Source organism: Deinococcus metalli (genome assembly GCF_014201805.1).
Taxonomy (GTDB): domain Bacteria; phylum Deinococcota; class Deinococci; order Deinococcales; family Deinococcaceae; genus Deinococcus; species Deinococcus metalli.
The window spans coordinates 240,368-266,617 of the sequence record NZ_JACHFK010000004.1 but is presented as its reverse complement, the minus strand read 5'-3'; the positions used below and the strand labels follow the sequence as shown (position 1 = coordinate 266,617).

Below are 26,250 nucleotides of genomic sequence, written 5' to 3'. Positions count from 1 at the left end.
TCTACTCTGTGTCCCGCCCCGGCCGGGCACTCCTGGCCGGCGGCGGGACCCGTGTTTCGCCGCCCCGCGCAAAGGAGGGTTCCCCTGACCGTCGCCTATCTCGTCCGCCGCCTGGGCAGCGTGGCCCTGGTGCTGCTCGGCGTCAGCGTCATGACGTTCTTGCTGGTGCAGTTCATTCCGGGCGATCCGGCCCGCGTGGTGCTGGGCATCCAGGCCACCGACGCGGCGGTCGCGCAGCTCCGCGAGCGCATGGGCCTGGACGCGCCGCTGTACGTGCAGTTCGGCCGCTGGCTGGGCGGCGTGCTGCACGGCGATTTCGGCACCAGCCTGGTGACCGGGCAGGCCATCGGCAGCATCGTGCAGCCGCGCATCTGGCCCACCACGGCGCTGGCCCTGAGCGCCCTGCTGATCGGCCTCGTGATCGCCGTGCCGCTGGGCATCGCCGCCGCGCTGCGGCCCGGCGGCAAACGCGACCTGCTGGCCGGGCTGGTCAGTCAGCTGGGCGTGTCCCTGCCGGACTTCTGGCTGGGCGTCATGCTGATCTACCTGTTCTCCGAGCGCCTGCGCTGGCTGCCCTCCAGCGGGTACCAGAGCGTGCAGGAGGGCGGCGTGGCCGGCTGGGCCGGGCACCTGCTGCTGCCCGCCGTGACGGCCGGCGTGGTCAGCGGCGCGATCATGATCCGCTTCGTGCGCGGCGCGCTGCTGGAGGTGATCCGCCTGGACTATGTGCGGACCGCCCGCGCCAAGGGGCTCGCGGCCCGCGTGGTGATGGCCCGGCACGTGCTGCGAAACGCCGCCATTCCCATCGTGACCATCATCGGGTTGCAGCTCGCCACGCTGATCAGCGGGGTCGTGACCGTCGAGATCGTGTACGCGTGGCCGGGCCTGGGCCGGCTGGCGCTGGAGTCCACCCTGAACCGCGACTACTCGATCCTGCAGGCGGCCGTGCTGCTGACCGCCGTGATCTACTCGGTGTCCAGCTTCCTGATCGACCTGCTGTACGGCGCGCTTGACCCCCGGGTGCGCTATGGCTGAGGTGGCCCTGACCGCTCCGCCCCGGCGCACCGGTGTCCTGGCCCGCGTGCTGCGCCACCGCACCATGCTGCTGGGCGTGATCCTGCTGGCGGTGGTGCTGCTGGCGGCCCTCGCCGGTCAGGTCGCCACGCCATACGATCCGAACAAGATGGACTTCACGGTGCCGTTCCGGCCGCCCAGCTCCGCGCACCTGCTGGGCACCGACAATTTCGGGCGGGACATCCTGTCGCGCGTGCTGGCCGGCGCGTGGACGTCCCTGCGGGTCGCGCTGATCGCCGTGAGCCTCGCGGCGGCGGCCGGGGTCACGCTGGGCACGCTGGCCGGGTACTACCGCGGCTGGCTGGACGAGGTGATCATGCGCGTCATGGACATCTTCATGGCGTTTCCGGCGCTGCTGCTGGCCATCGCCGTGATGGCCGTGCTGGGCCGCGGCGTGGAGAACGCGATGATCGCCATCGCGGTCGTGTACATGCCGATCTTCGCGCGCATCACACGCGGCAGCATCCTGACCGTGCGCGAGGAGGAGTACCTGGTGGCCGCGCAGGCGCTGGGGCAGAGCGACCTGCGGACGATGTGGCGGCACATCCTGCCCAATGCCCTGGGGCCGATCATCGTGCAGACCTCGCTGAGCCTGGCCTTCGCCGTGCTGGCCGAGTCCTCGCTGAGCTTCTTCGGCCTGGGCACGCAGCCCCCGGCGTCGAGCTGGGGCCTGATGCTCTCCGAGGGGCGCTCGTACCTGCTCCAGGCGCCGTGGCTGGGCCTGTTCCCCGGCGTGGCGATCATGCTGACGGTGCTCGGCTTCAATCTGGTCGGCGACGGCCTGCGCGACCTGCTCGACCCCAGGCTGCGGCAACTGCTGCGCTGAGCCGGGTCCAGGGCCCATGCCGGGCTACAGTGACGCCATGACCATCGAGCAGTCCTTCGCGTGGTGGAGTTTCGCCCAGGACCATGCCGATCCCCGTACGCTGCTGCGCGCGGCGGCGGACATCGGCTACACCGGCGTGGACCTGCTCGACCCGGCCCTGTGGCCCGTCGCGGCCGACGTGGGCCTGCGCCTCGCGGCAGTGGGCGGCCACGCGTCCCTCACGCAGGGGCTGAACGACCCTGCGCAGCACGCGCGCATCCACGGCGAACTCCTGGCGTCCGTGAAGCTGGCCGAGCAGCACGGCATCGCCACCCTGATCGTGTTCAGCGGCAACCGGCCCGGCGCCGGTCCGGAAGGAGGCCTGGATGCCACGGTGGACGCGCTGGGCGCCGTCGCCCCGCACGCGGAAGCGGCCGGCGTGACGCTGGTGCTGGAACTGCTCAACAGCCGCGTGGACCACCCGGACTACGCGGCCGACCGCACCGCGTGGGGCGTGCGGGTGGTGGAGGCAGTGGCGTCGCCGCGCGTGAAGCTGCTGTACGACGTGTACCACATGCAGATCATGGAGGGTGACGTGATCCGCACCATCCGGGCGAACCACCCGCACATCGCCCACTACCACACGGCTGGAAACCCTGGTCGGCACGACCTGGACGACGAGCAGGAGATCGCCTACGGCGCGGTGTTCCGGGCGGTGCAGGGGACCGGCTTTGACGGCTTCATCGCGCACGAGTTCGTTCCGAAGGGCGAGCCGGTCGCGGCCCTGCGGAGCGCCTTCGAGCTGTGCCAGGCCGCTATGGGGTGATCCCACTGGGTGTCGTCCTGCCCGCGCACCTCGGTGGGGTTCAAGGTCGATGTCATCGGCCACGGCGCCAACAGCGCACCCAGGTGGAGCAGTGCCACGCGGCCCTGGAGGCGGCCAGCGCAGTCAGCGTGAGCACGGCGAACAGCCTTTCAGCCCGCCTCCCTGAGCATCCACACCAGTTCTTGGTGGGTTCCCCACCACGCTCATGGTCCACATGCGACGATGCCGGCGTCCGCACCTGTCCAACCGTTCCGATTCTCCCGGAGGTACCGCACCATGGAAGACTCCACCCCGCTGGGCAAGTCCGTCGAAGAGATCGAGCGCGAGTCCGGCAACCTCGACCCCGACCACCAGAGTTCCGGTGAGCCCCGGCCGCATCTGGGCGTGATCATCCCGCCGACCGGGCTGGGCGGCGCCGGCGGCACCGCGACCGGCACCGGCATGGGCATTCCCATGATCCCCATCGACACCGACCGGCCCAAAGACGAGGACACCTCGAGCTGACCCCGGTCCGCCCCGCGAGCGCCCGGCTTATTCCCCGGTGGGAAAGGTGTCGGGCGCTTCGCCGTCGCGGTGCCCGTCGTCGCCGGCGCTGTCGAGCGGCGTCAGGGCGCGCGTGGTGTCGTGGTGCAGGACCGCGTCGTACATCTCGGCGGGCCGGGTCTCCACGTAGTGGCTCCAGCGTTCGGTCTGCGGGCGGTAGATCACGCCGATGAAGCGCTGGAGCAGCTCGGCGCCCAGCGCGTCCTGCACCGGGGGGTCGCGCAGGTCGAGCCAGAACGCGGGCAGATTGACGGCGCGGAGATGGTCCTCCACGCTCCCGCGCAGCGCCGGGACCACCGTCTTCACGTGGCCCGGCCCGTCCCAGGTGTCGGCGGCGAGCACGCTGCCGCCCGCCGTCGTCTGGCCCAGGATGAAGGTGTGGTCCGGCCACATCTGCCGCGTCAGCTGCCCCAGGTTCAGCTCGCCGCGCTGCCAGCCCATCGCGCTGCCCCGCGCGTCGCCCAGGTGGGAGTTGTGCGCCCACACCACGGTCCTCGCGGGCGTGCCCTGCGCGCTGAGGTGCTGGTCCAGCGCGCCCAGCGACTCGGCCATGTGCATGTCGCGGATGTTCCACGACTCGTCGCGGCCCCGGAACATCGAGCGGTAGTACGACTCCGCGTTGCGGGCCAGCCGCGCGTTCTGCTCGGCATAGAAGTGCTCGTCTCCGTCCGGGTGCCCGCCCTCCGTGGCCGCGCCGTGGCGCTGGAGTTCCAGGAGCTGCTGCACCGCCTGCTCCTCGCACGGGTCCACGCGGCCCAGACCGGTCGCGTATCCGTAGGCCTGCGGGTCCGGGCCGAACAGCTCGAAGCACGAGTAGCGCTCGCGTGCCCGCCGCGCGGCCTCCGGATCGACGTCCACGAGGTAGTCCACGACGGCCTTCATGCTGCGGTGCATGCTGTACAGGTCCAGGCCGTAGAAGCCCGCGGCCGCCTCCGGCCGGGCGTGGTTGTGCCCACGCAGCCACGTGACGAACGCCTCGACCTCGGTGTTGCGCCACATCCACCGCGGGAAGCGCTGGAAGTCCGCCAGGGCGTCGCGCGCGCTCGCGTCGTGGCCCTGGCCGCGCACGAAGCGGTTTACGCGGGCGGCGTCGGGCCAGTCGGCCTCCACCGCCACCGCCGTGAACCCGTGGCGCTCGATCAGCCGCCGGGTGAGGCGGGCGCGCTCGCGGTAAGCCTCGTGCGTGCCGTGCGACGGTTCCCCGATCAGCACGAACCGTGCCGGCCCGATGGCGTCCACCAGCGCGTCAAGATCGTCATCTGCGCCCGTGACGGGGCGGGCGTGGGCGCGCAGGTCACGCATGGGCCACCTCCCGCAGCGCGTCCATGACCTCCGCGTCGGTCGTCTGCGGGAACGACGCGTAGAACTGCCCGACCGCCCGCAGCGCCGGCGAGGTGAGCACGCACACCACCTCGTCCGCCAGCGCCCGCAGGTCCCCACACACGTCCGGAGCCGCCACGGGCACTGCCACCACGGTGCGGGCGGCCCCCAGCGCCCGCGCGGCGAGCACGGCCGCCCGCATGGTTGCGCCGGTCGCCAGGCCGTCGTCCACCAGCAGGGCCGTGCGGCCCGTCAGGGTCAGCGGCGGCCGGCCGGCGCGGTAGACCCGTTCCCGGCGCCGCAGCTCCTGGCGCTCGCGGGCCTCGGTGTCGGCCAATGCGGCGGCCGTCACGCCCAGGCGGCGGATCAGGTCGTGGTTGAGCCAGCGCACGCCTCCCGGAGCGACGGCGCCCACCGCGAGTTCCTCGTTCCCGGGGCTGCCGAGCTTGCGCACCACGCACACGTCCAGCGGCACCCCGATGGCGTGGGCCACCGCCGCGGCCACCGGCACCCCGCCGCGCGGCAGGCCCAGCACCACCGTGTCCGGCCAGCCGTGCCGGCCGCGCAGGTGCGCGGCGAGCTGCTCTCCGGCGTCCGAGCGGTCCCTGAATCCCTCCGTCATCCTCCGCCTCCCCACCGGGACAGCTGGAACGTGAGCGTCCTGGCCGTCCAGCGTGGCGTCCAGTCAACTCCGCGCGGCGGGCCGGAGCATGACAGGTCGCTGAAGGCGGCCGGGGCGTGGCCCGCGCGTGGCGTGAGAAAACGGCGGGCCGACGTCCACGACCGGTTCACGCCGGCCGGTCGTGGTGCTCCGGTCCTGGCGCTTACGCGTTGTTCATGTCGCTGACGTCGCCGGCCTGCCCGGTGAACTCGGCGCCCTGCTGCTCGACCGAGTCCATCAGCGGTGTCACGTCCTCCAGCTGGAGCACGTGCAGGGCAGGCGTGTGCTCGGTCACGATCGACCACGCCTCGGCCTTGAGCTTGCGCACGCGGCGTTCGGGCGTCACGAAGTCCAGCACCAGATCCCTGAGCGGCGTGTCGGCCAGCACCAGGGCGTCCAGGCCGTCGCGCAGCCGCCACTGGTCGAGCTGCCGGTCGCCCAGGTCCGGCAGCCGCTCGCCCACGGCGCTGTCGGGCACCAGCCCCATCAGGTCGTACAGCGCGCGGTTGGCCGCCTGGATTCGCAGGTCGTCGTCGAAGACCAGCATGGGGGATGGACTGCGCTCCAGCAGGGCGTCGGCGTAGTCGCGGTAGCGGGTGACCTGCTCCTCCAGGGCGCGGATGGCGTCGATGTTCGTGAAGGCCACCACCGCGCCCTCGATATGGTTCTGTGCCGTGCGGTAGGGGCTGATGCGCGTCAGGAACCAGTGCCCGTCGGTGGACTGCAGGGGCAGCTCGACCGGCGACAGGGTCAGCAGCGCCTCGCGCACCAGCCGGTCCAGGGCGGCGTCGCGCAGCTTGAGGTTGATGTCGCTGATGTGCCGCCCGATGTCGGACGGAATCAGGTTGATCAGCGCCGTGACGCCCGGCGTGAAGCGCTTGATGCGCAGGTCGCTGCCCAGGAACAGCGTGGCGATACCAGCGCTGTCCAGCAGGTTGGTCATGTCGTCGTTCGCCTGCGCCAGCTCGAAGATCGTCTGCTGGTGGCTGGTGTTGGTCGAGACGAGTTCCTCGTTGACCGACTGCAGCTCCTCCTTGGACGTCATGAGTTCCTCGTTGGTGCTCTTGAGTTCCTCGATGGTCGTCAGGTATTCCTCGTTGGTCGTCCGGAATTCCTCGTCGGTGATCAGCGTCTGTTCCCGGTTGGCCTGCAGCGCCGCGCGCAGCGCCTGCATCTCGCGCTGGAGGGCGCGCGCCTCGTCGAAGTGCTCCACGGACCGCACCGGCGCCTCGGCCGACTGGTGGTCCACGAACACCACCAGCAGCAGCCCCTCGACGTCCGGGTGGCTGAACGGCTGCACGATGATATCGGTGGTGACATACCCCCCGCCGCCGCTGGGCTGGCGGTCGTCGCGCAGCGTGAACTCGCGTTTTTCCTGCGCGGCCCGCCGCAGGGTCGCGGCCAGCTCGTAGCGCAGGCCGTCGCGGGTCATGTCCAGCACGTTGTTGGTGTTGTTCAGGCCCGGCGCCAGTTCCAGGTGACGCCCGGTGCGGCCGCTCACGTACTGGACCTCACCGCTGATCGTCACCACGACCGCCGGAGGCGTGAAGGTGTTCAGCAGGGCCTGCTGCGCGTGCAGCGACAGGTTCATGCGCGCCGCGGGCCGGCGACCCGCCCACGACGCAAGGCGCGACATGGGATCGTGGGTCTGCACGCTCAGGCCGCCGACTGCGGTGGCGGGCGCGTCGCCGCGGCGGTACAGCTTCCAGCGCGCGTCCACCGAGCGGAAGCGCTCCTCCTGCAGACCGATCGTCTCGCTCGCCCCGAGAAACAGCAGGCCGCCGGGCAGCAGCGCGTAGTGGAACACGGACAGGATTTCCTTTTGCAGGTCCGTGTTCAGGTAGATCATCATGTTCCGGCACGACAGCAGGTCCAGCCGCGTGAAGGGCGGGTCGTTGAAGGTGTCGTGCACGGCGAAGACCACCGACTCGCGCAGCGAGGGAATCACGGTGTACGTGTCGCCCTGCCGAGTGAAGTAGCGGCGCAGCAGATCCGGGCTGAGCTGCTGCTCGATGGACAGCGGGTACTCGCCGTGCCGGGCGCGGTCGATGGCCCGCTGGTCGATGTCGGTGGCGAACACCTGCGCGGGCGGGCCGGCCGTGCCCTCCTGCAGTTCGCGCAGCAGGATCGCCAGCGAGTACGCTTCCTCGCCGGTCGAGCAGCCCACCACCCACGCGCGCAGCGGCGGGGCGTCGCGGTCGCGGCTGGCGATGGTGGGCCGAAGCTGCGCGCGCAGGCTCTCGAAGGCCTCGGGGTCGCGGAAGAAGCTGGTGACGTTGATGGTGAAGTCCTCCATCAACGCGACCACCTCGTCGGTGTGGCGCTGCAGGTACTGGTGGTACGTGGCGAGCGAGTCGAGGTGCAGGCCCTTCATGCGCCGGTCGATGCGCCGCAGCAGCGTGGTCGCCTTGTAGCGCGTGAAGTCCAGGCCCGTCTGGGTGCGGACCAGCAGCAGGATCTTGTGCAGGAAGGGACTGTCCTGCGCGCTGCGGCTGAGCTGCAGAAGCGGCTCGTGCGTGACCATCTGGTACAGCCGCGGGGCGAGTTCCTCGGGCGACCACACGCCGTCGGCCAGTCCGGTCTCCACGGCGCTCTGCGGCATGGCCGGGTAATCGGCGCTGTCCGGCGACTGCACCAGCAGCAGGCCACGGCGCTTCTTGATCTCGTGCGCGCCCTCGGTGCCGTCGTTGCCCATGCCCGAGAGAATCACCGCGACCGCGTGCTCGCCCTGGTCGGCGGCCAGGGCACTGAGGAACAGGTCGATGGTGTGCCCGCGCGCCTGCTCCAGGTCGTCCAGCAGCAGGCGGCCGTTCAGGATTCCCAGGCTGCGGTTGCTGGGAATCATGTACACTTGGTCCGCCTGCACCTCCACGCCGTCCTCGACGGTCTGCACGGGCAGCGGCGTGCAGCGGCGCAGCAGGTCCGGCATCAGGCTGGTGCCCTCGGGGCTCAGGTGCGACACGACCACGTAGGCCATGCCGCCCCCCGGGGGCAGGCCCAGGAAGAAGCGTTCAAAGCCGTCGAGCGCTCCGGCAGAGCCGCCGATGGCAACCACCGCGCGCGGAGCGAGCGGCAGATCGGCCTTAGGGAAAGATTCGTCGGACATACTGCTCCTGGTCGTGTGGTGCGGGCGCCGAGCATCCACTGTACCGTGCGGCGTCCGGTCGGCGCTGCCGGGCCACCACACGCTGGCGGCCACGCGGTTCAGACGTGCGGTCGGAGCGGACTCCACACTTCCGTACCGGGCCGTGGCCGTGACCCTCCGCGCATGAAGACGCCTTAACCATTCACTTACCGTAGCCACAGGGCTGCCGCTGCTGACTTCATCGCGCAATCATCTCCGGGCCGCTGTCTGACGCAAGATTTATGGTGTGTTCCCGAGTCCACGGGTGCAAGACCCCCGGCCACGGACGTTCACCCGGGTCGGCCGGCCGCCGATGGTGGGCCCAGATGCCGCGGCGCGTTCCCCTGTGTTCCGGGCACTCCCCGCGCGGACCACTCTGCCCGTGGTCTGCTTCTACCCTTTCCCGGGCTTCACTCGACCCGCCAGGACGTGCCCATGGATGACCCCGCCACCCCCCCGACCGGCCCCACCCTGCGTGAAGAGGCCGAGCGGCGCCTGCACCAGCGCACCCGGCTGGGTGGCAGCGGCTCCAGCGACGCCCTCCAGCACGAACTCGACGTGCACCAGATCGAGCTGCAACTCCAGAACGAGCAGCTGCGCGAGACCGTCTTGCAGCTCGAGCAGGCCCGCGACAACTACGCCGCTCTGTACGAGTTCGCGCCGGTCGGTTACCTCAGCCTGGACGCGCAGGGCCTGATCACCGACGCCAACCGCCGCGCCGCGCTGCTGCTGGGCATCGACCCGGCGCGGCTGCGTGGCCGGTCCATGGCCCAGTGCCTGGCGCCCAGTTCGCGCGGCGACTTCGCGCTGATGCGCGCCCGGCTGCCGGGCAGTCCAGAAACACTGCTGGGCGAACTGCTGATCCAGCGGCCCCAGGGACCGTCCTTTCCCGCGCGGGTGGAGGCGCGGGCGCGGCCCGGCGGCGTGGCGCTGCTCGCCCTGATCGATATCAGCGCGGAACGCGCCGCGCAGGACCACCTCCTCAAACTCACCGAGACCCTGGAGGAGAGCGTCAACCAGCGCACCGCGCGTATCCGCGACCTCAGCCAGGAATTCCAGACCTTCGCGCTGGCCGTGGCCGAGGACCTGATGGCCCCGATGCGGCGCGTGCCCGCCTTCGTGCACGTGCTCCAGCAGGACGCGCCGGAACTCGCCGCCCAGCACCCGGAGCATTTCGAGCACATCGCCCGCGCCGTGACACGCGTGGAGATGCTGGCCAGCGCGCTGCTGAGCTACACCCGCGCCAGCGCCATGCGCCTGCGGCTCGCCCCGCTGGACCTCAACCGCGTGGTGCTGGAGGTCCGCAAGGCCCTGCACCACGCCGGCCACGCCGTGCACGTCACCACCGAGCCGCTGCCCACGGTGCTGGCCGACAGCACGGCCATGCAGCTCGTGTTCACGGAACTGCTCGAGAACGCCGCCAAATTTGCCGCGCCCGGCCGCCCGGCCCGCGTGCACATCAGCGTCGAGGAGCAGGACACGAAGTACGTGCTGCGCTTCGAGGACAACGGCGTGGGCTTCAACCCGCGCCACAGCGACCGCCTGTTCGCGCCGTTCCGGCGCCTGCACCCCGAGTCCGCGTATCCGGGCGCCGGCATGGGCCTCGCCATCGCCCGGCGCATCTGCGCGCGGTTCGAGGCGCGGCTGTGGGGGCAGGGCCGGGTGGGGGACGGCGCGACCTTCTGGATCGCGTGGCCCAAACAGCCCACGGTCCTCGAATAAGGTCCGCCCGGCGGGCCGTGCCGGTGGCGGTCATGCCACAGTGCAATTCAGCGCCGACCGGCCCGCGGGTGAAGCCCTCCCGCGGGTTCTGGCGTGATGCTCAGCGCTGGGCGCGGCGCGCGGCGGCCTCCGTCAGCGCGCGGATGAGGTCGCGCAGGTCCGGCGTCCACGCGGCCAGTTCCTCCTCCTCGGCGCGGCACGCGAACTCGCGCTCGGGCTCGCGCGCCGCGGCGAAGGTGCGGGCCTGCATATCCAGCAGGATGCGCTGCTCGTCCAGGGCGCGCAGGGCCTCCCACAGCCGCGCCTCGGTCGCGTCGCGCAGTTCGGCGTGCAGGGTCTCGGCCGAGTACGCGTGCCCGGTGTGGCAGCGGAAACGCACGTGGCGTCCCTCCGTGATGCCGACCAGGGCGCCGTGACACTGCGGGCAGGTGAGGGCGACGGCCTCGCCCATGCGCAGGACGCCGGCCTCCAGCGCGGGCGTGCCCCCCGCGATCCGCACGTCCAGTTCCAGGCTCCGCCGCACCTCCGGGTCCACATCGGGCATGCTGGCCTCCAGGGGCGCAGAGGCCGCATGCCGCACCGCCTCCGCGAGCGCGCCGACCGGCAGGATCCGGTCGACCGGAACGGACCGGACGGCGTTCAGCGGCATGGCGGGGGAGGCCGCGTCGTCCGGGTGCTGCACCAGCGCGTGCCCGCCGAAGACCTTGACCGCCCACAGGCCGGCGGTGCCGTCGTCCAGTTCCCCGCTCAGCAGCACGGCCGTGACATCGGGGCCGTAGGCGAGCGCTGCGGACCGGAACAGCACGTCGATGCTCGGCCGCGATCCGTTCTCCTTCGGGCCGCGCCGCACCTCGACCCGCCCCGCGCCGACGATCAGGTGATGGTCCGGCGGCGCCACGTACACGCGCCCCGGGAGCAGGGGTTCGCCGTCCTGGGCATGCGCGGCCGGATATCCGCCGCTGCGGGCGAGCAGCGCGGGCACGTACCCGGCGGCGTCCGGCGTCTGGTGCAGCGCCACCAGCACGGCGGCCTGGCCATCCGCCGGCAGTGCCGAGACGACCTGGAGCAGCGGCTCCAGCGCCCCGGCCGACCCGCCGATCACGACCACGTTCATCATGTGGGGGCCTGCCGGGCGCGGCGCTCACGCACGTTGCTCGCCCAACAGTGCGTGGCACGCCTGCGCGGTGCGGGCACACGCGTCCGCGCACGCCGCACATATGTCGAGGTTCAGGTTGCGGGCATGCATCGCGCACTCGGCCCGGCACGCGCGGCACGCGACCACACAGGCCTCCAGCAGCGCGCGGCGCACCGAGGGGTCCGCCCACGTGCGGCGGGCCAGCATCCGGCCGGTGGCCGCGCAGATGTCGGCGCAGTCCAGAACCGCCTGGATGCACGGCGCGAGCTGCGGGTAGTGGGCGAGTTCGGTCAGGCAGCTGTCCACGCAGGCCTGGCCTGCCGCCAGCAGGTCGAGGCACGCGGCCGCGCAGGCCGCCTGGGCGTCCGGCACGGCCGGCAACACCACGGGAATGGAGGACGGCAGCGGGCGGTTCGTATGGGTCATGCGGCCTCCTGGGCGGCGGACGCCGCGGCGTGGTTCCTGCCGCCCCGCAGTGTGGAGACCCCGCGCGGGTCATGCGTGCTCCAAGCCTCAAGCGCCGCTTAACCGCACGTCCTGTCAGATGGGAGGACCCTTCACTGGCCTTCATCCAAGGCACACCCGGCCACAGAGGAGCCGCTCTGGCGCGTCCTGCAAGAGATCTTCTGCGGTCAACAGGGGCTGAGCCCGCGCCAGGTGCTCAGCACCCGCACTCCGCCACCACTCATCGGCGTTCCAGATGCATGAGCCTCAGATGAAGCTTGGTTCACGGTCCTCTCAATCCGCCGTTCATTTGGGTGGCGGCGACCTTCAGAAAACGTTGATCTGCCGCCCCGCGTCATCCGGCACGCTGTCCTCACTTCGCCCAGTTCACATGCAAGGAGCCTGCATGCCCCAGGACAACCTGACAGACCACCATGTCGACCAGCGGCGCGACCTGTACGCCGCCGCGAAGCGGATCGACGCGCCGCCGCAGTGGGCCGGGCAAGCCACCGCGCCGCCGTTCTGCTGGGGCGTCTACCCGCACTTCACGCGGACCTGGGACCACGTGCAGCCCCCAAGTCAGAGAGTGGGTCGGCCGCGCCACGGCTGGACCAGCGTCAGCCTTCACCCGGGCAGTCGGAGCGACCTTGGCACACTGGCCGCACGCATCATCGTCGGGACCCCGGGGTCCGCGTGAGGAGACCACATGACATGACGACCAGCCGATTCCGTCCCCACGTCCGGCGCCGGGCGGGCCGTTCCGGGGGGAACGCCGCCTGATGGCCGGGACTGGACGCACGCCACTCCTGGGAAGGATGGGAGAACACAGCCAGACCACCACTGCCGCCCGGAAGCCGCCGCGCCTCCGTGACGGCCCCGACGCCCCGCTGGACGAGCACGACCGCCACGTGTGGTTCGACGCGTCTCCCGTGGGCCTGCTGTTTCTGGACGGCGCAGGTACGGTCGTCCAGATCAACCCGGCTGGCTGCGCGCTGCTGGGCCGCACGCGCGCTGCCCTGCAGGGCCGGCCCCTGGTGGAACTGGTGGCCTCGCCGGAGGCCGAGCACATCACGGCGTTCCTGCACGGCGCGGCGCGCGTGCCCCGCACGCCCAGCGTGATCGTGGACCTGCGGCCGCCGGGTGGCACGCACCGTCACGTGCAACTGGAGGTGACGCGCTCCGGCGTGGGCCGCGCCACCTGCGTGGCGCTGACCGACGTCAGCGCGCTCGTGGTGGACCGGTTCCGCCGCCCGGAAGCGGCAGAGACGGCCCGGCCGGCCGCGGCGGACGTTCTCCAGCCGCTGGAACGCGCGGCGGCGCTGCTCCAGCGCGGGCTGGCGGCCGCCACGCCCAGCGCCGAGGTCCTGGCGGGTCTCGACGCGCTGGAAGCGCTCATCGCCGACCTCTCGGGCCGGGTGCCCGCTCCACCACCCACGGTCGCGGCCGACCCACCGGCTCCTTCATCATTGAAGTGAAAGGGCCGGGCTGCCGTCGGACACGTCACTGCAACACTCCGGGCTGTGCGCCTCGCGGCGGCCCGGATCGTCCGGTGGCGTGGGCAGGGCCGGCCCTCCCCGGCGCCCTGTAAGAAGAGCGTCACTCGACCTCTGCTTGACTGGGGACAGTCTCGTTCAGAACTGTGGAGGTAGGGCCTTGACACACCCGGTCACCCGACAACGCCAGGGAAGCGCGCCATCACCGACGGGCGCGCGGCCGGGCGGTGACCATGATCCGCGCGTCGCGCACGCGTCCGGCCTGCTGGACGCCGGCGTGCCGCCCAACGAACTGTGGATCGGGGCGCTGATCCTGACCGCGCTCGTCACGCTGATGATGCTGGTGACGTGGGGCGGCATCGGGTGGTTCGCCACGGTGCCGCTGGTCACGCTGTACGGCGCGCTGTGGCCGCGCCGCGCGCTGCTGATGCCGCTGCTGGGACTGACCCTGAGTGCGGGCCTGTACGTCCTGGCGCGGCGGTTCGGGGCGCCGGCGGTGCACGTCCTGCCGACCGTCCTGCTGCACCTCGCGCTGACGGGCACGGTGATGGTGGTGCTGCAACCCATCGTGAAGCTGCGCGACCTGCTGCACGAGACGCTGGGGCGGGCCGCCGCCGACCAGCTGAAACTCGAGGTCATGGCGGACCTGGCGCAGGTGTCCGCCCGCGGGCAGCTGGGGGCGGTGTCGGCGGCGGAGGCGGCCGAGGCGGTGCTGCGCCGGGCGGTGCCGCTGGGCGGGCTGATGCTCGTGACCACCTGCCCGGACTCGTCGGTCACCGCGAACGTCGTGGGCCTGCGGCCCGTCCACCTTCCGGAGGTCCGGCCCGGATCGCCGCTGTGGGACGCGCACTCGGCGTCGCAGCCGACCTTCGTGAACGGGGGCGCGGTCCTGCCCGCCGGCCCGCGGGCGGAGGGCGAGCGGCCCGGGTGGGCCATGCTGCCGCTGCACCTGCCGGGCGACGCCCGCGTCAGCCTGCTGGCCCTGGGTTCCGACGCCACCGGCCAGCGCTGGGGCGTGCAGGACCGCCAGCTCCTGACCGCCGCGGCGCGTGCCGTCCGGGCGGCCACCGAGCGCCACCTGCACCTGACCACGCTGGATACCCTTGCCAACCACGACGCCCTGACCGGCTGCCTGAACCGCCACGCCTTCACCCGTACCCTAGAACAGCTCGACTCCACCCCGCTGCGGCGCGGCTACGGCCTGGCGCTGATGGACCTGGACGGCTTCAAACGCCTCAACGACCGGGCCGGGCACGCCGAGGGGGACGAGGCGCTGCGCGTCTTCGCCGGCGTGGTGCGCCAGACGTTCTTCGCGCGCGATTCTCTGTACCGCCTGGGCGGCGACGAGTTCGCCCTGATCCTGCGTGACGTGCCGCCCGAGGACCTGGCCACCCTGACTGCCAAGGTGAGCGCCCTGCCGGGCGAGGACGCCGTGATGGCCCGGCAGGCGGTGGGCGTCAGCGTGGGCGTGGCGCACGCGAGCGAGGCCCCGAGCGCGGCCGAGGTGCTCGCGCTGGCCGACCAGCGGATGTACGCGAACAAACGCGCGAAGACCCGCGTCCCCGCGTCACACCCGCGCACACAGGCGTGAGGGCCGGCACGGATCTCGTGCCGACCCTCACGCCTGTGCCACTCACGCGGGAATGATCAGGTCGGCCAGCTCGCGGGGGTACACGCTGAGGAGTTCGGAGCCCGTCTCGGTGACGAGCACGGTGTCCGAGTGGCGGAAGCCCGCCAGGCCCGGCACGTACAGGCCCGGCTCGATAGAGAAGATCATGCCCGGCTCGACCGGCGTATGGTCGTCCAGGTCCAGGAAGGGATGCTCGTGGCCCTCCAGCCCGAAGGCGTGCCCGGTGTGGTGCCGCACCAGGGCCGTCATGCCGAGCTGGTCCTCGATGAACGCGCGCACGTCGGCCTCGACCTGCGCGCAGGTGCGGCCCGGCCGCAGCGCCGCCAGACCCGCGTTCTGCGCGCCGAGCATCGCCGCGAAGTAGCGCTCGAACTCGGGCGTCGGGTCGCCCACGTGCATGGTGCGTTCGAGTTCGCTCTCGTAGCCGCCCACGGTGCCGTACGCGCCGGTCACGAGCACGTCGCCGGCCATCACGCCCACGCTCTGGTGCAGGCCGTGCGGGTGCGCGGTGTTCGCACCGCTGATGAACATGGCGTTGGCGGGCAGGCCCTCGCGGCTCTTGGGCACGTACCGCTCGCCCAGCGCCGCGAGCATGTCGCGGGTGGCCTGGAGGCTGGCGCCGTGCGACACCAGCAATTCGTTCGCGCCGGGCGCGATGGAGTTCTGCATCACCCGGTGCGCGTGATCGCCCCAGCGGCAGGCCTCGCGGATCAGCTCGATTTCCGCGGCGCTCTTGACCATGCGCAGGTCGTCGATCAGCTCCAGGCCGGGGTGCACCGGCTGGCCCAGCAGGGCGGAGAGCGCCGGGCCGCGGTAGCCCCAGCGGTTCTCGTAGCCGTCGTGGTCCGCGGCGATGCGGCGCGCCGCCGGGAAGCGGGCGCGCAGGTGGTCGGCCAGCACGCTCAGGGGATGGCGGCCCGTGCCGCCGCCGGGGTACTCGGGGTAGGTCAGGGGGGCGGGCAGGTCCGGGCACTGCTGGGCAAAGTGCGTTTCCTCCAGCGCGGGCAGCAGCGTCGTCACCTCGCCGGTGTCGCTCAGGACCACGCCCACAGGGCGCTCGGTCGCCGCGAAGTGGAAGCCGGTCAGGTACGCGACGCGCACCGGGCCGAACACGCAGATCGCGTCCAGGCCCTCGTCCTGGAGCCGCTGCGCGAGCCGGGCGCGGCGCCCGGCATGCTCGGCGGCGGTGATTTCGAGGCGGGTGCTCTCGCTCATGAGCCGTGGGCCTCCGGTTCGGACTGGGGTTGCAGGATCAGCTCGGTCGCGGCGCGGTCCGCCACCTGCCGGACGTAGGTGGCGAGTTCCGGCACGCGTTCTTTGAGGAGCCGGCCGCTGGAGCCGGCGATCCCCACAGCCGCGATGACCTTGCCAGCGCCGTTGAGGATCGGGGCCGACAGGCAGCGCACGCCGATCTCGCGCTCCTCGTCGTCCTCGGCGTAGCCCTGCTCGCGCACGACCTGGAGGGCCGCCTCGAGGTCGCCCACGCTGGTGATGGTGTGCGGCGTGCGCGGGCGCAGACCCGTCTTCTGGATGATGTCCGCCACGCGGGCGGGGGGCAGGTCCGCGAGGAACAGCTTGCCCACGTCGCTGCAGTACAGCGGCGCAATCGACCCCGGCGTGGTGAACATGCGCACCATGCTCAGGGGTTCGAGCTGGCTGAGGTACATGGCGCCGGTGCCGTACAGCTCTGCCAGGTGCGCGGTCTCGCCGGTGAGGTCCACGAGGTCTTGCAGGTACGGCCGCACGCGCCGCACCAGGTCGTAGCGCAGGTACAGGGCGCGGCTGATCTCCACGATCTCCGGGCCGATGTCGTAGCGCTTGCTGGCGTGGTCCTGGTGGATGTAGCCGTTGGCGGCCAGGGTCTGCACGATGCGGTGGATGGTGCTGGGCGCGAGCCCGGCCGCCTGCGAGAGTTCGGCGATGCTCAGCGGGCGCTGCGCGTCCACGATGGCGTTGATCAGGGTCAGGGCCCGCTCGATGCTCTGGACGTTTTCGCTCATGGTCGTCTCGTGCTCACGCTTGGAACATCATGAGGCTCCGGGGCGAGTGCATCTGACCGTACAGGGTTTCGATAAAGGCCGCGCGCTGGTCGGGGCGAATGCGCTCGCGCACCGTGCGCACCGCCTCGTCGCCGTGCCAGTACGACGCGATGAAGGGTCCCCGGAAGCTGTAGCTGGCGAAGCGGATGCGGCCGTCGATCCACACGCGCTGCCCGAAGCTCGACGCCTCCAGGAACGCGCGCACCCGGTCCTCACTCCAGCCGGCGCCCATCTGGTACCACGCGGCGCTGGTGGCGCTCGACGAGCGCAGGCGCCGCAGCGTCATGTGAATCGCGTCGTTGGTGTCCTCCACCCAGTCGATCAGGTGCACGCCCTGGTCGCCGATGCCCTCCTGGACACAGCCGGTGACGGCGTTGGCGGTGCACAGCAGCACGTCGGCGGTACTCTCGCCGCGCTCGGCCGCGTCGCGGGTATACAGCAGCTGCGTGGAGTGGCCGGGGAAGACCTCGTGGCACACCAGATGCTTGAGGGCCGAGCGGGTGAAGTTCAGATCGACATTCAGGTCCATCTGGCCGGCGTTGAAGTTGCAGCGGGCGGTGAAGGGCACGCCGCGCACCTCGTTCAGCGCCATGGTGTAGTCGCCGGTGGGGTAGATCAGCGCGTCGGTGCGCTCCTGGGCCTCGCGCATCAGGGCGGTGAAGGTGCTCCCGAGGTCGCCCGCCGCGACGGCGCCGTCGGCCTCCCAGCGCTGCACCCGCTGGGCGAGGGTGCCGTCCACGTACCCGGCCTGCACCAGCAGGGCGTCGATGGTCGCCTGCAGGTCGTGGATGACGTCGTCGCTGACCGGTTCGGCCGGCACGCCCACGAGCTGCTCAAGCTTCTCCTTGAAGCTGAGTTCCTCGCCCTCGAACAGCCGCGCGGCGGTGCGCAGGGACCGCAGCATGTCCTCCAGGAAGGCGCGCCGGGGGCCGGTGCCGAGCTGGCGGGTGGCGTCGTCCAGCGCGGCGAGTTCGCTGTGCACTTCCTCCCAGTCCTGGTAGTTGGGCGTGGGCACCAGGTCCTGGCCGAGATAGATGGGCACCAGGCCCTCGCTGTCGAGCACGCCGTGGCCGCGCGACAGCCGGCGCTCGAGCTGATCCATGCCGATGGTGAGCGCGGTGAGGCGCTGGCCGAGTTCCTGATCCTGGACCGTCATGTCTTGGGTGGGCATTGTGACCTCCGCTCCAAGCGTAGCGCAAATTCCGGATCGTGGAATGACTTCGCCCTGCTCTCATTCCGCATCGTGAAATTGGCCTTGAGCGGATGTTGACTTTGTGCTGCAATGCTCCCTACAATTCAGGCGTTTCACGAGAAACCCGTCGGCCCTGTGGAGATTGATCACTGCCCCATTTTGTGGAGGTTTCATCATGTCCCGGAACATCCGTTTCACGCATTCCGCATCCCGAAATGCCCTGCGCACCCTCACCGCGACTGCCATTCTGCTGGGCGGAATGGCGGCGGCGCAGCAGCGCGGCGGCACCCTCACCGTCGGCCTGGGCTACGACATCGACACCCTGAACGTGTACTCCACCGGCTTCCTCGGTGACGTCCAGGCCGCGGTGGTCGAGGGTCTGGTCGCGCCCGACGCCAAGGCGAACTACGTGCCGGTGCTCGCCACCCAGGTGCCCACCGTGCGCAACGGCGGTATCAAGATCGCGCCGGACGGCAAGAGCATGACCGTCACGTACCGCCTGCGGAGCGGCGTGAAGTGGTCCGACGGCGAGCCCCTGACCTCCGCCGACGTGAAGTTCACGTGGGAAGCGGTCAAGAACCCCAAGTTCATCGCGGAGAGCAAGGACGGCACCGAGGACATCGCCTCGATCGACACGCCCAACGCCACCACCGTGGTCGTGAACTACAAGCGCGTGGCGCCGGATTTCATGAGCACGCTGTTCACCTTCGGCATCCTGCCCAAGCACACGCTCGACGGCAAGGACCTGAACACCGACACCTACAACGAAAAGCCCCTGGGTACCGGGCCGTTCAAGGTCAAGGAATTCAAGCGCGGCCAGTACGTGATCCTGGAGCGCAACCCGTACTACTGGCGCAAGGACAGCAAGGGCGTGCAGCTCCCGTACCTCGACGGCATGGTCTTCAAGATCATCCCCGACAGCAACACCCTGGTCACGCAGCTGCGGACCGGCGAAGTGCAGCTCGCGTACGGCATTCCGTACTCGCAGGTCACGCAGCTCGACAACGTGCCCGGCCTGAAGGTCGTCAAGAACAGCGTCCTGAGCTGGCAGCACCTGGACTTCAACCTCAAGACCATCGACGCGTTCAAGGACCCCAACGTCCGCAAGGCCTTCGCGTACGCGCTGAACAAGTCGGCGGTCAGCAAGGCGCTGGGCGGCTACCCCACGCCCATCAACACGGTGGTCGTGCCGGTGTTCTCGTACACCAACCCGGCCGTGCCCAAGTATGACTACAACCTCGCGCGCGCCCAGCAGCTGCTCGACGCCGCCGGCTGGAAGGTCGGCTCCGACGGCATCCGCGTCAAGGACGGCAAGCGCATGAGCTTCAAGATCATGGCCCAGGCCGGACGCTCCACCGACGAGGACGCCGAGCAGGTCATCATCGCGTCGCTCAAGCAGGCCGGCATCGAACTCCAGCCCGACAACAAGTCCGGCGTGGCGTTCCGCGACGCGCGCTACAAGGGCAACTACGACCTGTTCTACGGCGGCTGGATCACGTCGGCCGACCCCACCTACAGCGTGTTCTTCGGCTCCAAGGGCGTGAACAACGGCCAGGGCTACGCCAGCGCCAAGATCGACGCGATCCTGGCCCGCGCCGAGAGCACCCTCGACCCGGCGCAGCGCACCGCCGCCCTGCGCGAGTTCCAGACCGAACTCATGACGGACCTGCCCAGCATTCCCGTGACCAGCAACCCCTCGATGATCGCCGTGACCGAGAAACTGGGCGGCTTCGTGCCCAACCCGACGAACATGACCAACTTCGTGAACACCAGCGGCTGGTACCTGAACAAGTAGGACTAAGGGGGTGGGCGGACCTGGCCCGTCCACCCCAGAGGACTTTCTGTGAACGCGACGCACCTCCTCAAACGCCTGCTGGGCACGGTGCCCCTGCTGCTCGGCGTCTCGCTGCTGCTGTTCGGCGTGCTGCACCTCGCGCCCGGTGGGCCGCTCGACGTGTACGCCGACAACCCCTCGGTGAGTCCCGAGGCGCTGGCGCAGATGCGCACGGCCTTTGGGCTCGACCAGCCGCTGCCGGTGCAGTACGTGTCGTGGGTCACGGCGTTCTTCACCGGCGAGTGGGGCTATTCCATCCGCACGGCGCGGCCGGTCACGCAGGAGATCGCCGAGCGCATCGGGCCGACCCTGATCCTGGGCGGCACCAGCTTCGTGCTGTCGCTGCTGATCGCGCTGCCGCTGGGTATCGTGAGCGCTGTGCGCCGGTACAGCGGCGTGGACTACCTCATCACCTTCCTGTCGTTCCTGGGCGTGAGCATGCCGGTGTTCTGGCTGGCGCTGATGCTGCAACTGCTGTTCGCCGTGCAGTGGCGCCTCCTGCCCTCGGCTGGCATCCAGACCATCGGCAGCGACTCGGTGCTCGACCTGATCCACCACCTGATCCTCCCCGCGTGCATCCTGGCCTTCGCGTCGGTCGCCGGCTGGAGCCGCTACATGCGCTCGAGCATGGTCGAGGTGCTGGGCCAGGACTACGTCCGCACCGCCCGCGCCAAGGGCCTGACCGCCGGCCGGGTCGTGGTGCACCACGCCCTGCGCAACGCCCTGATTCCGATCATCACGGTGGTCGCGCTGGACTTTGCCACCATCCTGTCGGGCGCCGTGATCACCGAGACGATCTTCGCGTGGCCCGGCATCGGGCGGCTCTTCATCGAGAGCATGAACGGCCGCGACTACCCGGTGCTGATGGCGCTGATGATGGCCGGTTCCTTCGCCCTGATCCTCAGCAACCTGCTCGCGGACCTCGCGTACGCGGCGGTCGATCCCAGGATCCGTTATGAGTGACGCCACCCTGCCCACCACCCGGCGCCGGCCCGCCGACACCCCGTGGCGGCTGTTCCTGCGCCGCTTCCTGCGGCACCGGCTGGCCGTGACCGGCCTGGTCGTGCTGTGCGTGCTGGGGCTGCTCGCCATCTTCGCGCCGCAGATCGCGCCGTACGCCTTCGACGGCCAGGACCTGAACATCATGGGCCAGCCGCAGCCGCCCAGCCGCGCCCACCTGATGGGCACGGACCAGCTCGGGCGCGACGCCTTCACCCGCGTGCTGTACGGCGCCCGCGTGTCGCTCGCGGTCGGCCTGGCCAGCGCCCTGCTCGCCACGCTGGTCGGCACCCTGATCGGCTCGCTGGCCGGGTACTACCGCGGCGTGATCGACAGCGTGCTGATGCGCGTGACCGACGTGGTGCTGTGCATCCCGCTGCTGCCGCTGGTGATCCTGCTCTCCGGCATGCTGCGCCCCAACGTGGCGCTGCTCGTCGGCATCATCGGCATCCTGGGCTGGATGGGCACGGCGCGGCTGGTGCGCGGCCAGTTCCTCAGCCTGCGCGAGCGCGAGTTCGTGGAAGCGTCCCGCGCGCTGGGCGGCAGCAACAACCGCATCATGTTCCGCCACATCCTCCCCAACGCCCTGGGGCCGATCATCGTCGCCACCACGCTCGCGGTGGGCAGCGGGATCATGCTCGAATCCGCCCTGTCGTTCCTGGGCCTGGGCGTGCAGCCGCCCACCCCCACGTGGGGCAACCTGCTGAACTACGCCAGCCAGTGGCTCCAGAGCGCGCCGTGGCTGGCCCTGTTCCCCGGACTGATGATCCTGATCACGGTCCTGGCCGTGAATTTCCTCGGCGACGGCCTGCGCGACGCGCTCGACCCGCGCAGCTGAACCGTATTCAATTTCTACAGGAGAACGCACCCATGAAGATCACCATCATCGGCGCGGGCGCCATCGGCGGGCTCGCCGGCGCCTGGATGACCGAGGCCGGGCACGACGTGACGCTCGTCGACCGCTGGGCTGAACACATCGACGCCCTCAAACAGCACGGCCTGCGCGTGGACGGCGTGCGCGGCGAGCGTCAATACACCGTCAGGGCGCTGCACCCCCACGAACTGCAGGGGCCGCTGGAGGCCGTGCTGATCGCCACGAAGTCCCAGCACACGCTGGACGCGCTGGAGAGCGTGCTGCCGCACTTCGGCCCCGACACCTTCGTCGTGTCGTACCAGAACGGTTTCAACGAGCCGGACATCATCGCGCGCCTGGAAGCGGCGGGTGTGGGCGGCAGGGAACGCGTGATGGGCTCCATTCCCAACTACGGCGGCGCCCTGGTCGATCCCGGCTATATCGAGTTCGTGCACGAGGGGCCGATCCAGCTCGGCGAGATGACCGGCGAGCGCACACCGCGCCTGGCGGAACTCGCCGCCGCGCTGGGCGCCCTGACCGAGGTGCAGCTCAGTGACAACATCTGGGGCCAGATCTGGGCCAAGGAGGTCTACAGCGCCCAGGTGGTGTTCAGCGCACTGGCCGACGCGTCCGTGACCGAGACGCTGGGGGTGGAACGCTACGCCCGCGTGGCCGGCGCGGTGGTGCGCGAGGCGCTGGAGATCGCGGAGGCGAACGGCATCACCGTCGAGGCCTTCGACTTCTTCGACCCCGCCAACTACAAGCCGCAGACGCCCGAGGACACCGAGAAGCTGCTGGCGAACATCCGGCACGCCATCTGGCTGCTCAAGAAGGACCAGAAGCCCGCCACGCACCAGTTCAAGAAGAAGGGCTCGGGCATCTGGTGGGACATCGTGTACCGGGGCCGCCCCTCCGAGGTGCGCTCCTCGAACGGCAAACTGGTCGCGTACGCCGAGCGGGTCGGGGCCGACGCGCGGCTGAACGCGAAGCTGTGCGAGATGATCTACGAAATCGAGGACGGCACCCGACCGCTGGGCTTCCACAACTACGATGAGCTCGAGGGCTACGTGCAGAGCCTCGGCAAGGCGCTGCCATGAGCGGCCAGGAATCGGGGCAGCGATTGGGGGTCGGCGTGATCGGCGCGCACGCGTGGGCCGAGTCCGCGCACCTGCCCGGCTACCATGCATACGACCGCGCGCGGCTGGTGGCGATCTGCGACACGGTGCCGGAACGCGCCCACGCCCTGGCGGCGAAGTTCGGCATCGAGCGCGTGTACACCGACCACCGCGACATGCTGCGCGACCCAGAGGTGCAGATGGTGGACGTCTGCACCCCGACCGACACCCACCTGCCGCTGAGCCTCGACGCCATCCGCGCAGGCAAGCACGTGCTGTCGGAAAAACCTCTGGCGCACGACGCCGCCGACGCGTTCATGGCGGCGAGGGAAGCGCAGAAGGCCGGCGTGCGCACCAAACTGGGCTTCACGTTCCGCTACTCGCCGGCCATCCGGCAGATCCACACGTGGATCAAGGACGGCACGCTGGGCGAGATCTACCACGTGCACGGTCTGGAGCAGAACTCGCAGTTCCTCGACCCGCATTTCCCGCTGCGGCAGGTGCCGCGCGGCGCGGACTTCGGCGCGCTGATTCCGTCGTCCATCGTGGGCTACGGCTCGCACCTGATCGATCTGGTGCGCTGGTGCGTGGGCGAGTACGCCAACGTGATCGGCAGCATGAGCAACTTCGTGCCCGAACGCGTGGTGCGCGGCCATGGTGACGGCCTGCAACGCATCCGGGTCGAGGACGGCACGGTCGCGCTGGCCGAGTTCGCCAGCGGCGCGCAGGGCATGCTCCAGACCTCGTACATCGCGGTGGGCAACTACCCCGGCGTGGAACTGCGCGTGTACGGCAGCAAGGGCGCGGCGGTCGCCCGGCTGGTCGAGGAGAACGGTGTGGCCGAGACCCTGCGCTTCGCCACGCCCGATCAGGTCGAGTTCCGCGACGTGACGCTGCCGGAGAGCGCCCTGCCGCCCGGCACCACCCTGAACACGCCGTGGCCGGAGCTGTACTACCGCAACCTGGTGCGCCATTTCGTGGACGAGATCCTGGACGGCACCCACGCCGAGTGCACCTTCTATGACGGGGCCAAGAGCCAGGAGACCGTGAACGCCATCGTGCAGTCGTACCGCGAGCGCCGCTGGGTGTCGCTGCCCCTGTACCCGGACGAGCACCAGCCGGAGGGCGAACGCGCGTGAGTGACGCGCACGACGCTGCCCGCGCGTACCTGAAGGTGCACGCACAGTACCGGCCGGTGGACGCGACCTTCATGGGCCTGCCCGGCCACGACCACCAGCTCCCGCCGGCCGGGGCGGACAGCGTCGAGGCCGAACTCGCGGCCCTGACGGCCCTGCAGGGCACGCTCGGCCGGCTGGACGCGCCGCGGACGGCCGCCGCCCGCATCGACACGCGGATGCTGGACGCGCAGCTCACCACCGTGCTGGCCGAGCAGCGCCGTTCGCCCCGTCAGCACAACCCCGCGTGGTACACCGGCGAGGCCGCGTTCAGCGTGATCTCGCTGCTGCTGCCCGGCCACCACGGTGACGCGCAGGACACGCGGGACGCCCTGCGGGTGCGGCTGGAGGCGATTCCCGCCTTTCTGGCACATGGCCGCTCGCACCTCCAGGGCCGTCCGCGCCCGGACGACGTGGCGGAGCGGGCCCGGCGGGAAGCGCGGGCGGCGGCGCACCTGCTCACCTCGGGGCTCCCGAAGCACCCCCTGTGGGACGACGCGCTGCGCCTGCCGGCCGCCCGCGCCGCCCGCGCGCTGGTGGGCTTCGCGGAGGATCTGGCAGGCCCCGGCGCGCCGGTCGCATGCGGCGAGAACCACCTCGACCTGCTGATGCGTGTCACCCACGCCCTGCCCTTCGGGCCGCGCGAGGCGCTGGAGCGCGCCACCGAGGCCTTCGAGCGCCTGACGGGAACGCTGGAGGCCCAGGCGGCGCGGCTGCCGGGCGACCTGCCCTGGACCGAGCACCTCGCCCGGCTGGAGCAGATCGGCCCCGAGCCGGAACGCATGCTGGACACCTTCCGTGACCTGCACGAGCGCGCGCTGGACGCCGCCCGGCCACTGCTGACCCCCGCCGCCGACTACGGCCTGGACTTCCGCCTCCTTCCGGAGTGGGCGGAGGGCACCGGCGACCTGTACTTCCTGTTCTACCGCTCGCCTGCGCCCGACCGCCCCGGTCAGGGCAGCGTGTACTGGGTCACGCCGCCCGGCGCGGACCTCGCCGCGTACCGGCGCGCGAACAACAGCGCCTTCGTGAAGCTGGTACACGCTGTTCACCACGGCAGCATCGGCCACCACACCCACAATGCCCGCGCCCGCGAGGCCGGGTCGGTGCTCGCGCGCGTGGCCGGCACCGACTGCGCCTCGGGCATCGCGCTGCTGGGCGGCGGCACCATGGTCGAGGGCTGGGCGTGCTACGCCGAGGACCTGCTGGCCGAGGCGCCCGGCTTCTACACCCCGGCCGAGGAGCTGCTGCTCACGCAGTTCGAGCGGCGCAACGCCGCGTCGTGCATCGTGGACCTCAAGCTGCACCTGGGCGAGTGGTCGTTGGACGAGGCCCGGGCGTTCTACCGTGACCGCGCGCACTTCGCTCCGGCCCGCGTCTGGGCCGAGACCACACGCAACGCCATGTTCCCCGCCAGCCGCGTGATGTACTGGCTGGGTACCGAGACCATCAAGGAGCTGCGCCGCGAGCTGGCCCTCGATCCCCGCACCTTCCACGACGCCCTGCTGTCCTACGGCCACGCCCCCGCCACGGTCGTCGCCGACGAGATGCGCGCCGCCCACGCCCCCCCAGGAGCCCCCGCATGACCCTCTCAGCCGACCACAAACTCACCCTGCGCGACCGCTTCCTGAAGGTCGACACCGCCAACGTCGCCGACGTGCTCGACGAACTCGGCCTGCCGGACTTCGGCCTGTCCAGTGACCTGTGGCCCATCCGCCAGCGCCTGGAGAAGATGGGCGGGTGGGCCTACACCATCCGCGGCCAGATGACGCCCTACCCCGGCACCGGCGACGCGAGGAAGATGGAGGCCGTCAGCGGCCTGACGCCCGGCCACCTCAGCGTGTGGAGCGGCGGCGGGGCCGAGGGCGTGTGCTTCTTCGGAGAGCTCATCGCGCGCGGCATGCAGTACCGCGGCTGCGTGGGTGCCGTGGTGGACGGCGGCATCCGCGACATCGAGTGGCTTGACCGCATGGACTTTCCGGTCTATGCCCGCTACCGCACGCCGGTGCAGTCCATCGGCCGCTGGGCGGTGAACGCCTGGCAGGTCGAGGTCTACCTGCCGGGGGCCACGGCTGCGCGCGTGCGCGTGCGTCCCGACGACTTCATCCTCGCGGACTTCGACGGGGCCATCGTGATTCCGCAGGAGGTGGTGGATGAGGTGCTGACCCGCGCCGAGGCCCTGACGGAAAAGGAACGCCTGATCCGCGCCGATCTGGAAGCCGGCGCGACCCTGCCCGACGTTCTCGCCAAGTACGGGCACGTCTGA

General features: G+C 70.8%; 23 protein-coding genes. 15 read left to right on the top strand and 8 right to left on the bottom strand.

Features of this window, described 5'->3' with window-relative positions; all coding sequences use genetic code 11:
• The first annotated feature begins 51 nt into the window (after nt 1–51).
• The 4 genes from HNQ07_RS10280 (at nt 52) to HNQ07_RS10265 (ending at nt 3,209) form a co-directional block, all read left to right on the top strand.
• Nucleotides 52–1,035 carry an ABC transporter permease gene (locus HNQ07_RS10280; RefSeq protein WP_221274909.1) on the top strand — a complete coding sequence of 328 codons (984 nt, stop codon included), beginning with the start codon at nt 52–54 and terminating at the stop codon, nt 1,033–1,035.
• Complete coding sequence (locus HNQ07_RS10275; protein ID WP_221274908.1) at nt 1,028–1,900, top strand: ABC transporter permease; 873 nt, start codon at nt 1,028–1,030, stop codon at nt 1,898–1,900. The genes HNQ07_RS10280 and HNQ07_RS10275 overlap by 8 nt, the downstream gene beginning before the upstream one ends.
• 37 nt (nt 1,901–1,937) lie before the next feature.
• Nucleotides 1,938–2,705 carry a hydroxypyruvate isomerase family protein gene (locus HNQ07_RS10270; RefSeq protein WP_184111351.1) on the top strand — a complete coding sequence of 256 codons (768 nt, stop codon included), beginning with the start codon at nt 1,938–1,940 and terminating at the stop codon, nt 2,703–2,705.
• Nucleotides 2,706–2,981: 276 nt separating this feature from the next.
• Complete coding sequence (locus HNQ07_RS10265) at nt 2,982–3,209, top strand: hypothetical protein (RefSeq protein ID WP_184111349.1); 228 nt, start codon at nt 2,982–2,984, stop codon at nt 3,207–3,209.
• A 27-nt stretch (nt 3,210–3,236) separates the two neighbouring features.
• Here HNQ07_RS10265 and HNQ07_RS10260 read toward each other — a convergent pair whose 3' ends face one another.
• The 3 genes from HNQ07_RS10260 to HNQ07_RS10250 all read right to left on the bottom strand — a co-directional run bounded on the left by HNQ07_RS10260 (nt 3,237) and on the right by HNQ07_RS10250 (nt 8,335).
• Nucleotides 3,237–4,550: an erythromycin esterase family protein gene (locus tag HNQ07_RS10260; protein ID WP_184111347.1), complete on the bottom strand. Its 1,314-nt coding sequence runs from the start codon at nt 4,548–4,550 to the stop codon at nt 3,237–3,239.
• Complete coding sequence (locus HNQ07_RS10255) at nt 4,543–5,190, bottom strand: phosphoribosyltransferase (protein ID WP_184111345.1); 648 nt, start codon at nt 5,188–5,190, stop codon at nt 4,543–4,545. The genes HNQ07_RS10260 and HNQ07_RS10255 overlap by 8 nt, the downstream gene beginning before the upstream one ends.
• 202 nt (nt 5,191–5,392) lie before the next feature.
• The gene (locus HNQ07_RS10250) at nt 5,393–8,335 is read right to left on the bottom strand and encodes a CheR family methyltransferase (RefSeq protein ID WP_184111343.1); all 2,943 of its coding nucleotides are present in this window, start codon (nt 8,333–8,335) and stop codon (nt 5,393–5,395) included.
• Between the two features lie 453 nt (nt 8,336–8,788).
• Here HNQ07_RS10250 and HNQ07_RS10245 point away from each other — a divergent pair, with 453 nt between their 5' ends.
• Nucleotides 8,789–10,075 carry a sensor histidine kinase gene (locus HNQ07_RS10245; protein ID WP_184111341.1) on the top strand — a complete coding sequence of 429 codons (1,287 nt, stop codon included), beginning with the start codon at nt 8,789–8,791 and terminating at the stop codon, nt 10,073–10,075.
• 100 nt (nt 10,076–10,175) lie between these two features.
• Here the strand turns inward: HNQ07_RS10245 and HNQ07_RS10240 are convergent, their stop codons facing one another.
• Both HNQ07_RS10240 and HNQ07_RS10235 read right to left on the bottom strand, forming a co-directional pair.
• A complete protein-coding gene (locus tag HNQ07_RS10240) occupies nt 10,176–11,192 on the bottom strand; it encodes a chemotaxis protein CheB (protein ID WP_184111339.1) in 1,017 nt (338 codons plus the stop codon).
• Nucleotides 11,193–11,216: 24 nt separating this feature from the next.
• Complete coding sequence (locus HNQ07_RS10235; RefSeq protein WP_184111337.1) at nt 11,217–11,636, bottom strand: four-helix bundle copper-binding protein; 420 nt, start codon at nt 11,634–11,636, stop codon at nt 11,217–11,219.
• Nucleotides 11,637–12,060: 424 nt separating this feature from the next.
• Here HNQ07_RS10235 and HNQ07_RS10230 point away from each other — a divergent pair, with 424 nt between their 5' ends.
• From HNQ07_RS10230 to HNQ07_RS10220, 3 genes are all read left to right on the top strand, one after another.
• Nucleotides 12,061–12,351 (top strand): hypothetical protein, encoded by a 291-nt coding sequence (locus HNQ07_RS10230; protein WP_184111335.1) that lies wholly within the window; start codon nt 12,061–12,063, stop codon nt 12,349–12,351.
• 118 nt (nt 12,352–12,469) lie between these two features.
• Nucleotides 12,470–13,129 carry a PAS domain-containing protein gene (locus tag HNQ07_RS10225; protein ID WP_184111333.1) on the top strand — a complete coding sequence of 220 codons (660 nt, stop codon included), beginning with the start codon at nt 12,470–12,472 and terminating at the stop codon, nt 13,127–13,129.
• Between the two features lie 178 nt (nt 13,130–13,307).
• Nucleotides 13,308–14,738 (top strand): GGDEF domain-containing protein, encoded by a 1,431-nt coding sequence (locus HNQ07_RS10220; protein ID WP_184111331.1) that lies wholly within the window; start codon nt 13,308–13,310, stop codon nt 14,736–14,738.
• A 42-nt stretch (nt 14,739–14,780) separates the two neighbouring features.
• Here HNQ07_RS10220 and HNQ07_RS10215 read toward each other — a convergent pair whose 3' ends face one another.
• Genes HNQ07_RS10215 through HNQ07_RS10205 form a run of 3 tightly spaced genes read right to left on the bottom strand, consistent with a single transcriptional unit; the run spans nt 14,781 to nt 17,987 of the window.
• Nucleotides 14,781–15,992 carry a M24 family metallopeptidase gene (locus HNQ07_RS10215; protein ID WP_184111329.1) on the bottom strand — a complete coding sequence of 404 codons (1,212 nt, stop codon included), beginning with the start codon at nt 15,990–15,992 and terminating at the stop codon, nt 14,781–14,783.
• Nucleotides 15,989–16,777: an IclR family transcriptional regulator gene (locus HNQ07_RS10210; RefSeq protein WP_184111328.1), complete on the bottom strand. Its 789-nt coding sequence runs from the start codon at nt 16,775–16,777 to the stop codon at nt 15,989–15,991. The genes HNQ07_RS10215 and HNQ07_RS10210 overlap by 4 nt, the downstream gene beginning before the upstream one ends.
• 13 nt (nt 16,778–16,790) lie before the next feature.
• The gene (locus HNQ07_RS10205) at nt 16,791–17,987 is read right to left on the bottom strand and encodes a hypothetical protein (protein WP_229831920.1); all 1,197 of its coding nucleotides are present in this window, start codon (nt 17,985–17,987) and stop codon (nt 16,791–16,793) included.
• 196 nt (nt 17,988–18,183) lie between these two features.
• On the opposite strand from HNQ07_RS10205, the gene HNQ07_RS10200 reads away from it, so the two are divergent.
• The 7 genes from HNQ07_RS10200 to HNQ07_RS10170 are packed head-to-tail and all read left to right on the top strand — an operon-like array spanning nt 18,184 to nt 26,250.
• Complete coding sequence (locus HNQ07_RS10200; protein WP_229831921.1) at nt 18,184–19,803, top strand: peptide ABC transporter substrate-binding protein; 1,620 nt, start codon at nt 18,184–18,186, stop codon at nt 19,801–19,803.
• A 48-nt stretch (nt 19,804–19,851) separates the two neighbouring features.
• A complete protein-coding gene (locus HNQ07_RS10195) occupies nt 19,852–20,805 on the top strand; it encodes an ABC transporter permease (protein WP_184111327.1) in 954 nt (317 codons plus the stop codon).
• Nucleotides 20,798–21,679, top strand: a complete 882-nt coding sequence (opp4C, locus tag HNQ07_RS10190; RefSeq protein ID WP_184111326.1) for an oligopeptide ABC transporter permease — start codon at nt 20,798–20,800, stop codon at nt 21,677–21,679. Before HNQ07_RS10195 ends, opp4C begins: the two co-directional genes overlap by 8 nt.
• A gap of 32 nt (nt 21,680–21,711) precedes the next feature.
• Nucleotides 21,712–22,791: a ketopantoate reductase family protein gene (locus HNQ07_RS10185; RefSeq protein ID WP_184111325.1), complete on the top strand. Its 1,080-nt coding sequence runs from the start codon at nt 21,712–21,714 to the stop codon at nt 22,789–22,791.
• Nucleotides 22,788–23,948 carry a Gfo/Idh/MocA family protein gene (locus tag HNQ07_RS10180; protein ID WP_184111324.1) on the top strand — a complete coding sequence of 387 codons (1,161 nt, stop codon included), beginning with the start codon at nt 22,788–22,790 and terminating at the stop codon, nt 23,946–23,948. Before HNQ07_RS10185 ends, HNQ07_RS10180 begins: the two co-directional genes overlap by 4 nt.
• The gene (locus HNQ07_RS10175; RefSeq protein WP_184111323.1) at nt 23,945–25,570 is read left to right on the top strand and encodes a DUF885 family protein; all 1,626 of its coding nucleotides are present in this window, start codon (nt 23,945–23,947) and stop codon (nt 25,568–25,570) included. The genes HNQ07_RS10180 and HNQ07_RS10175 overlap by 4 nt, the downstream gene beginning before the upstream one ends.
• The gene (locus tag HNQ07_RS10170) at nt 25,567–26,250 is read left to right on the top strand and encodes an RraA family protein (RefSeq protein ID WP_184111321.1); all 684 of its coding nucleotides are present in this window, start codon (nt 25,567–25,569) and stop codon (nt 26,248–26,250) included. Before HNQ07_RS10175 ends, HNQ07_RS10170 begins: the two co-directional genes overlap by 4 nt.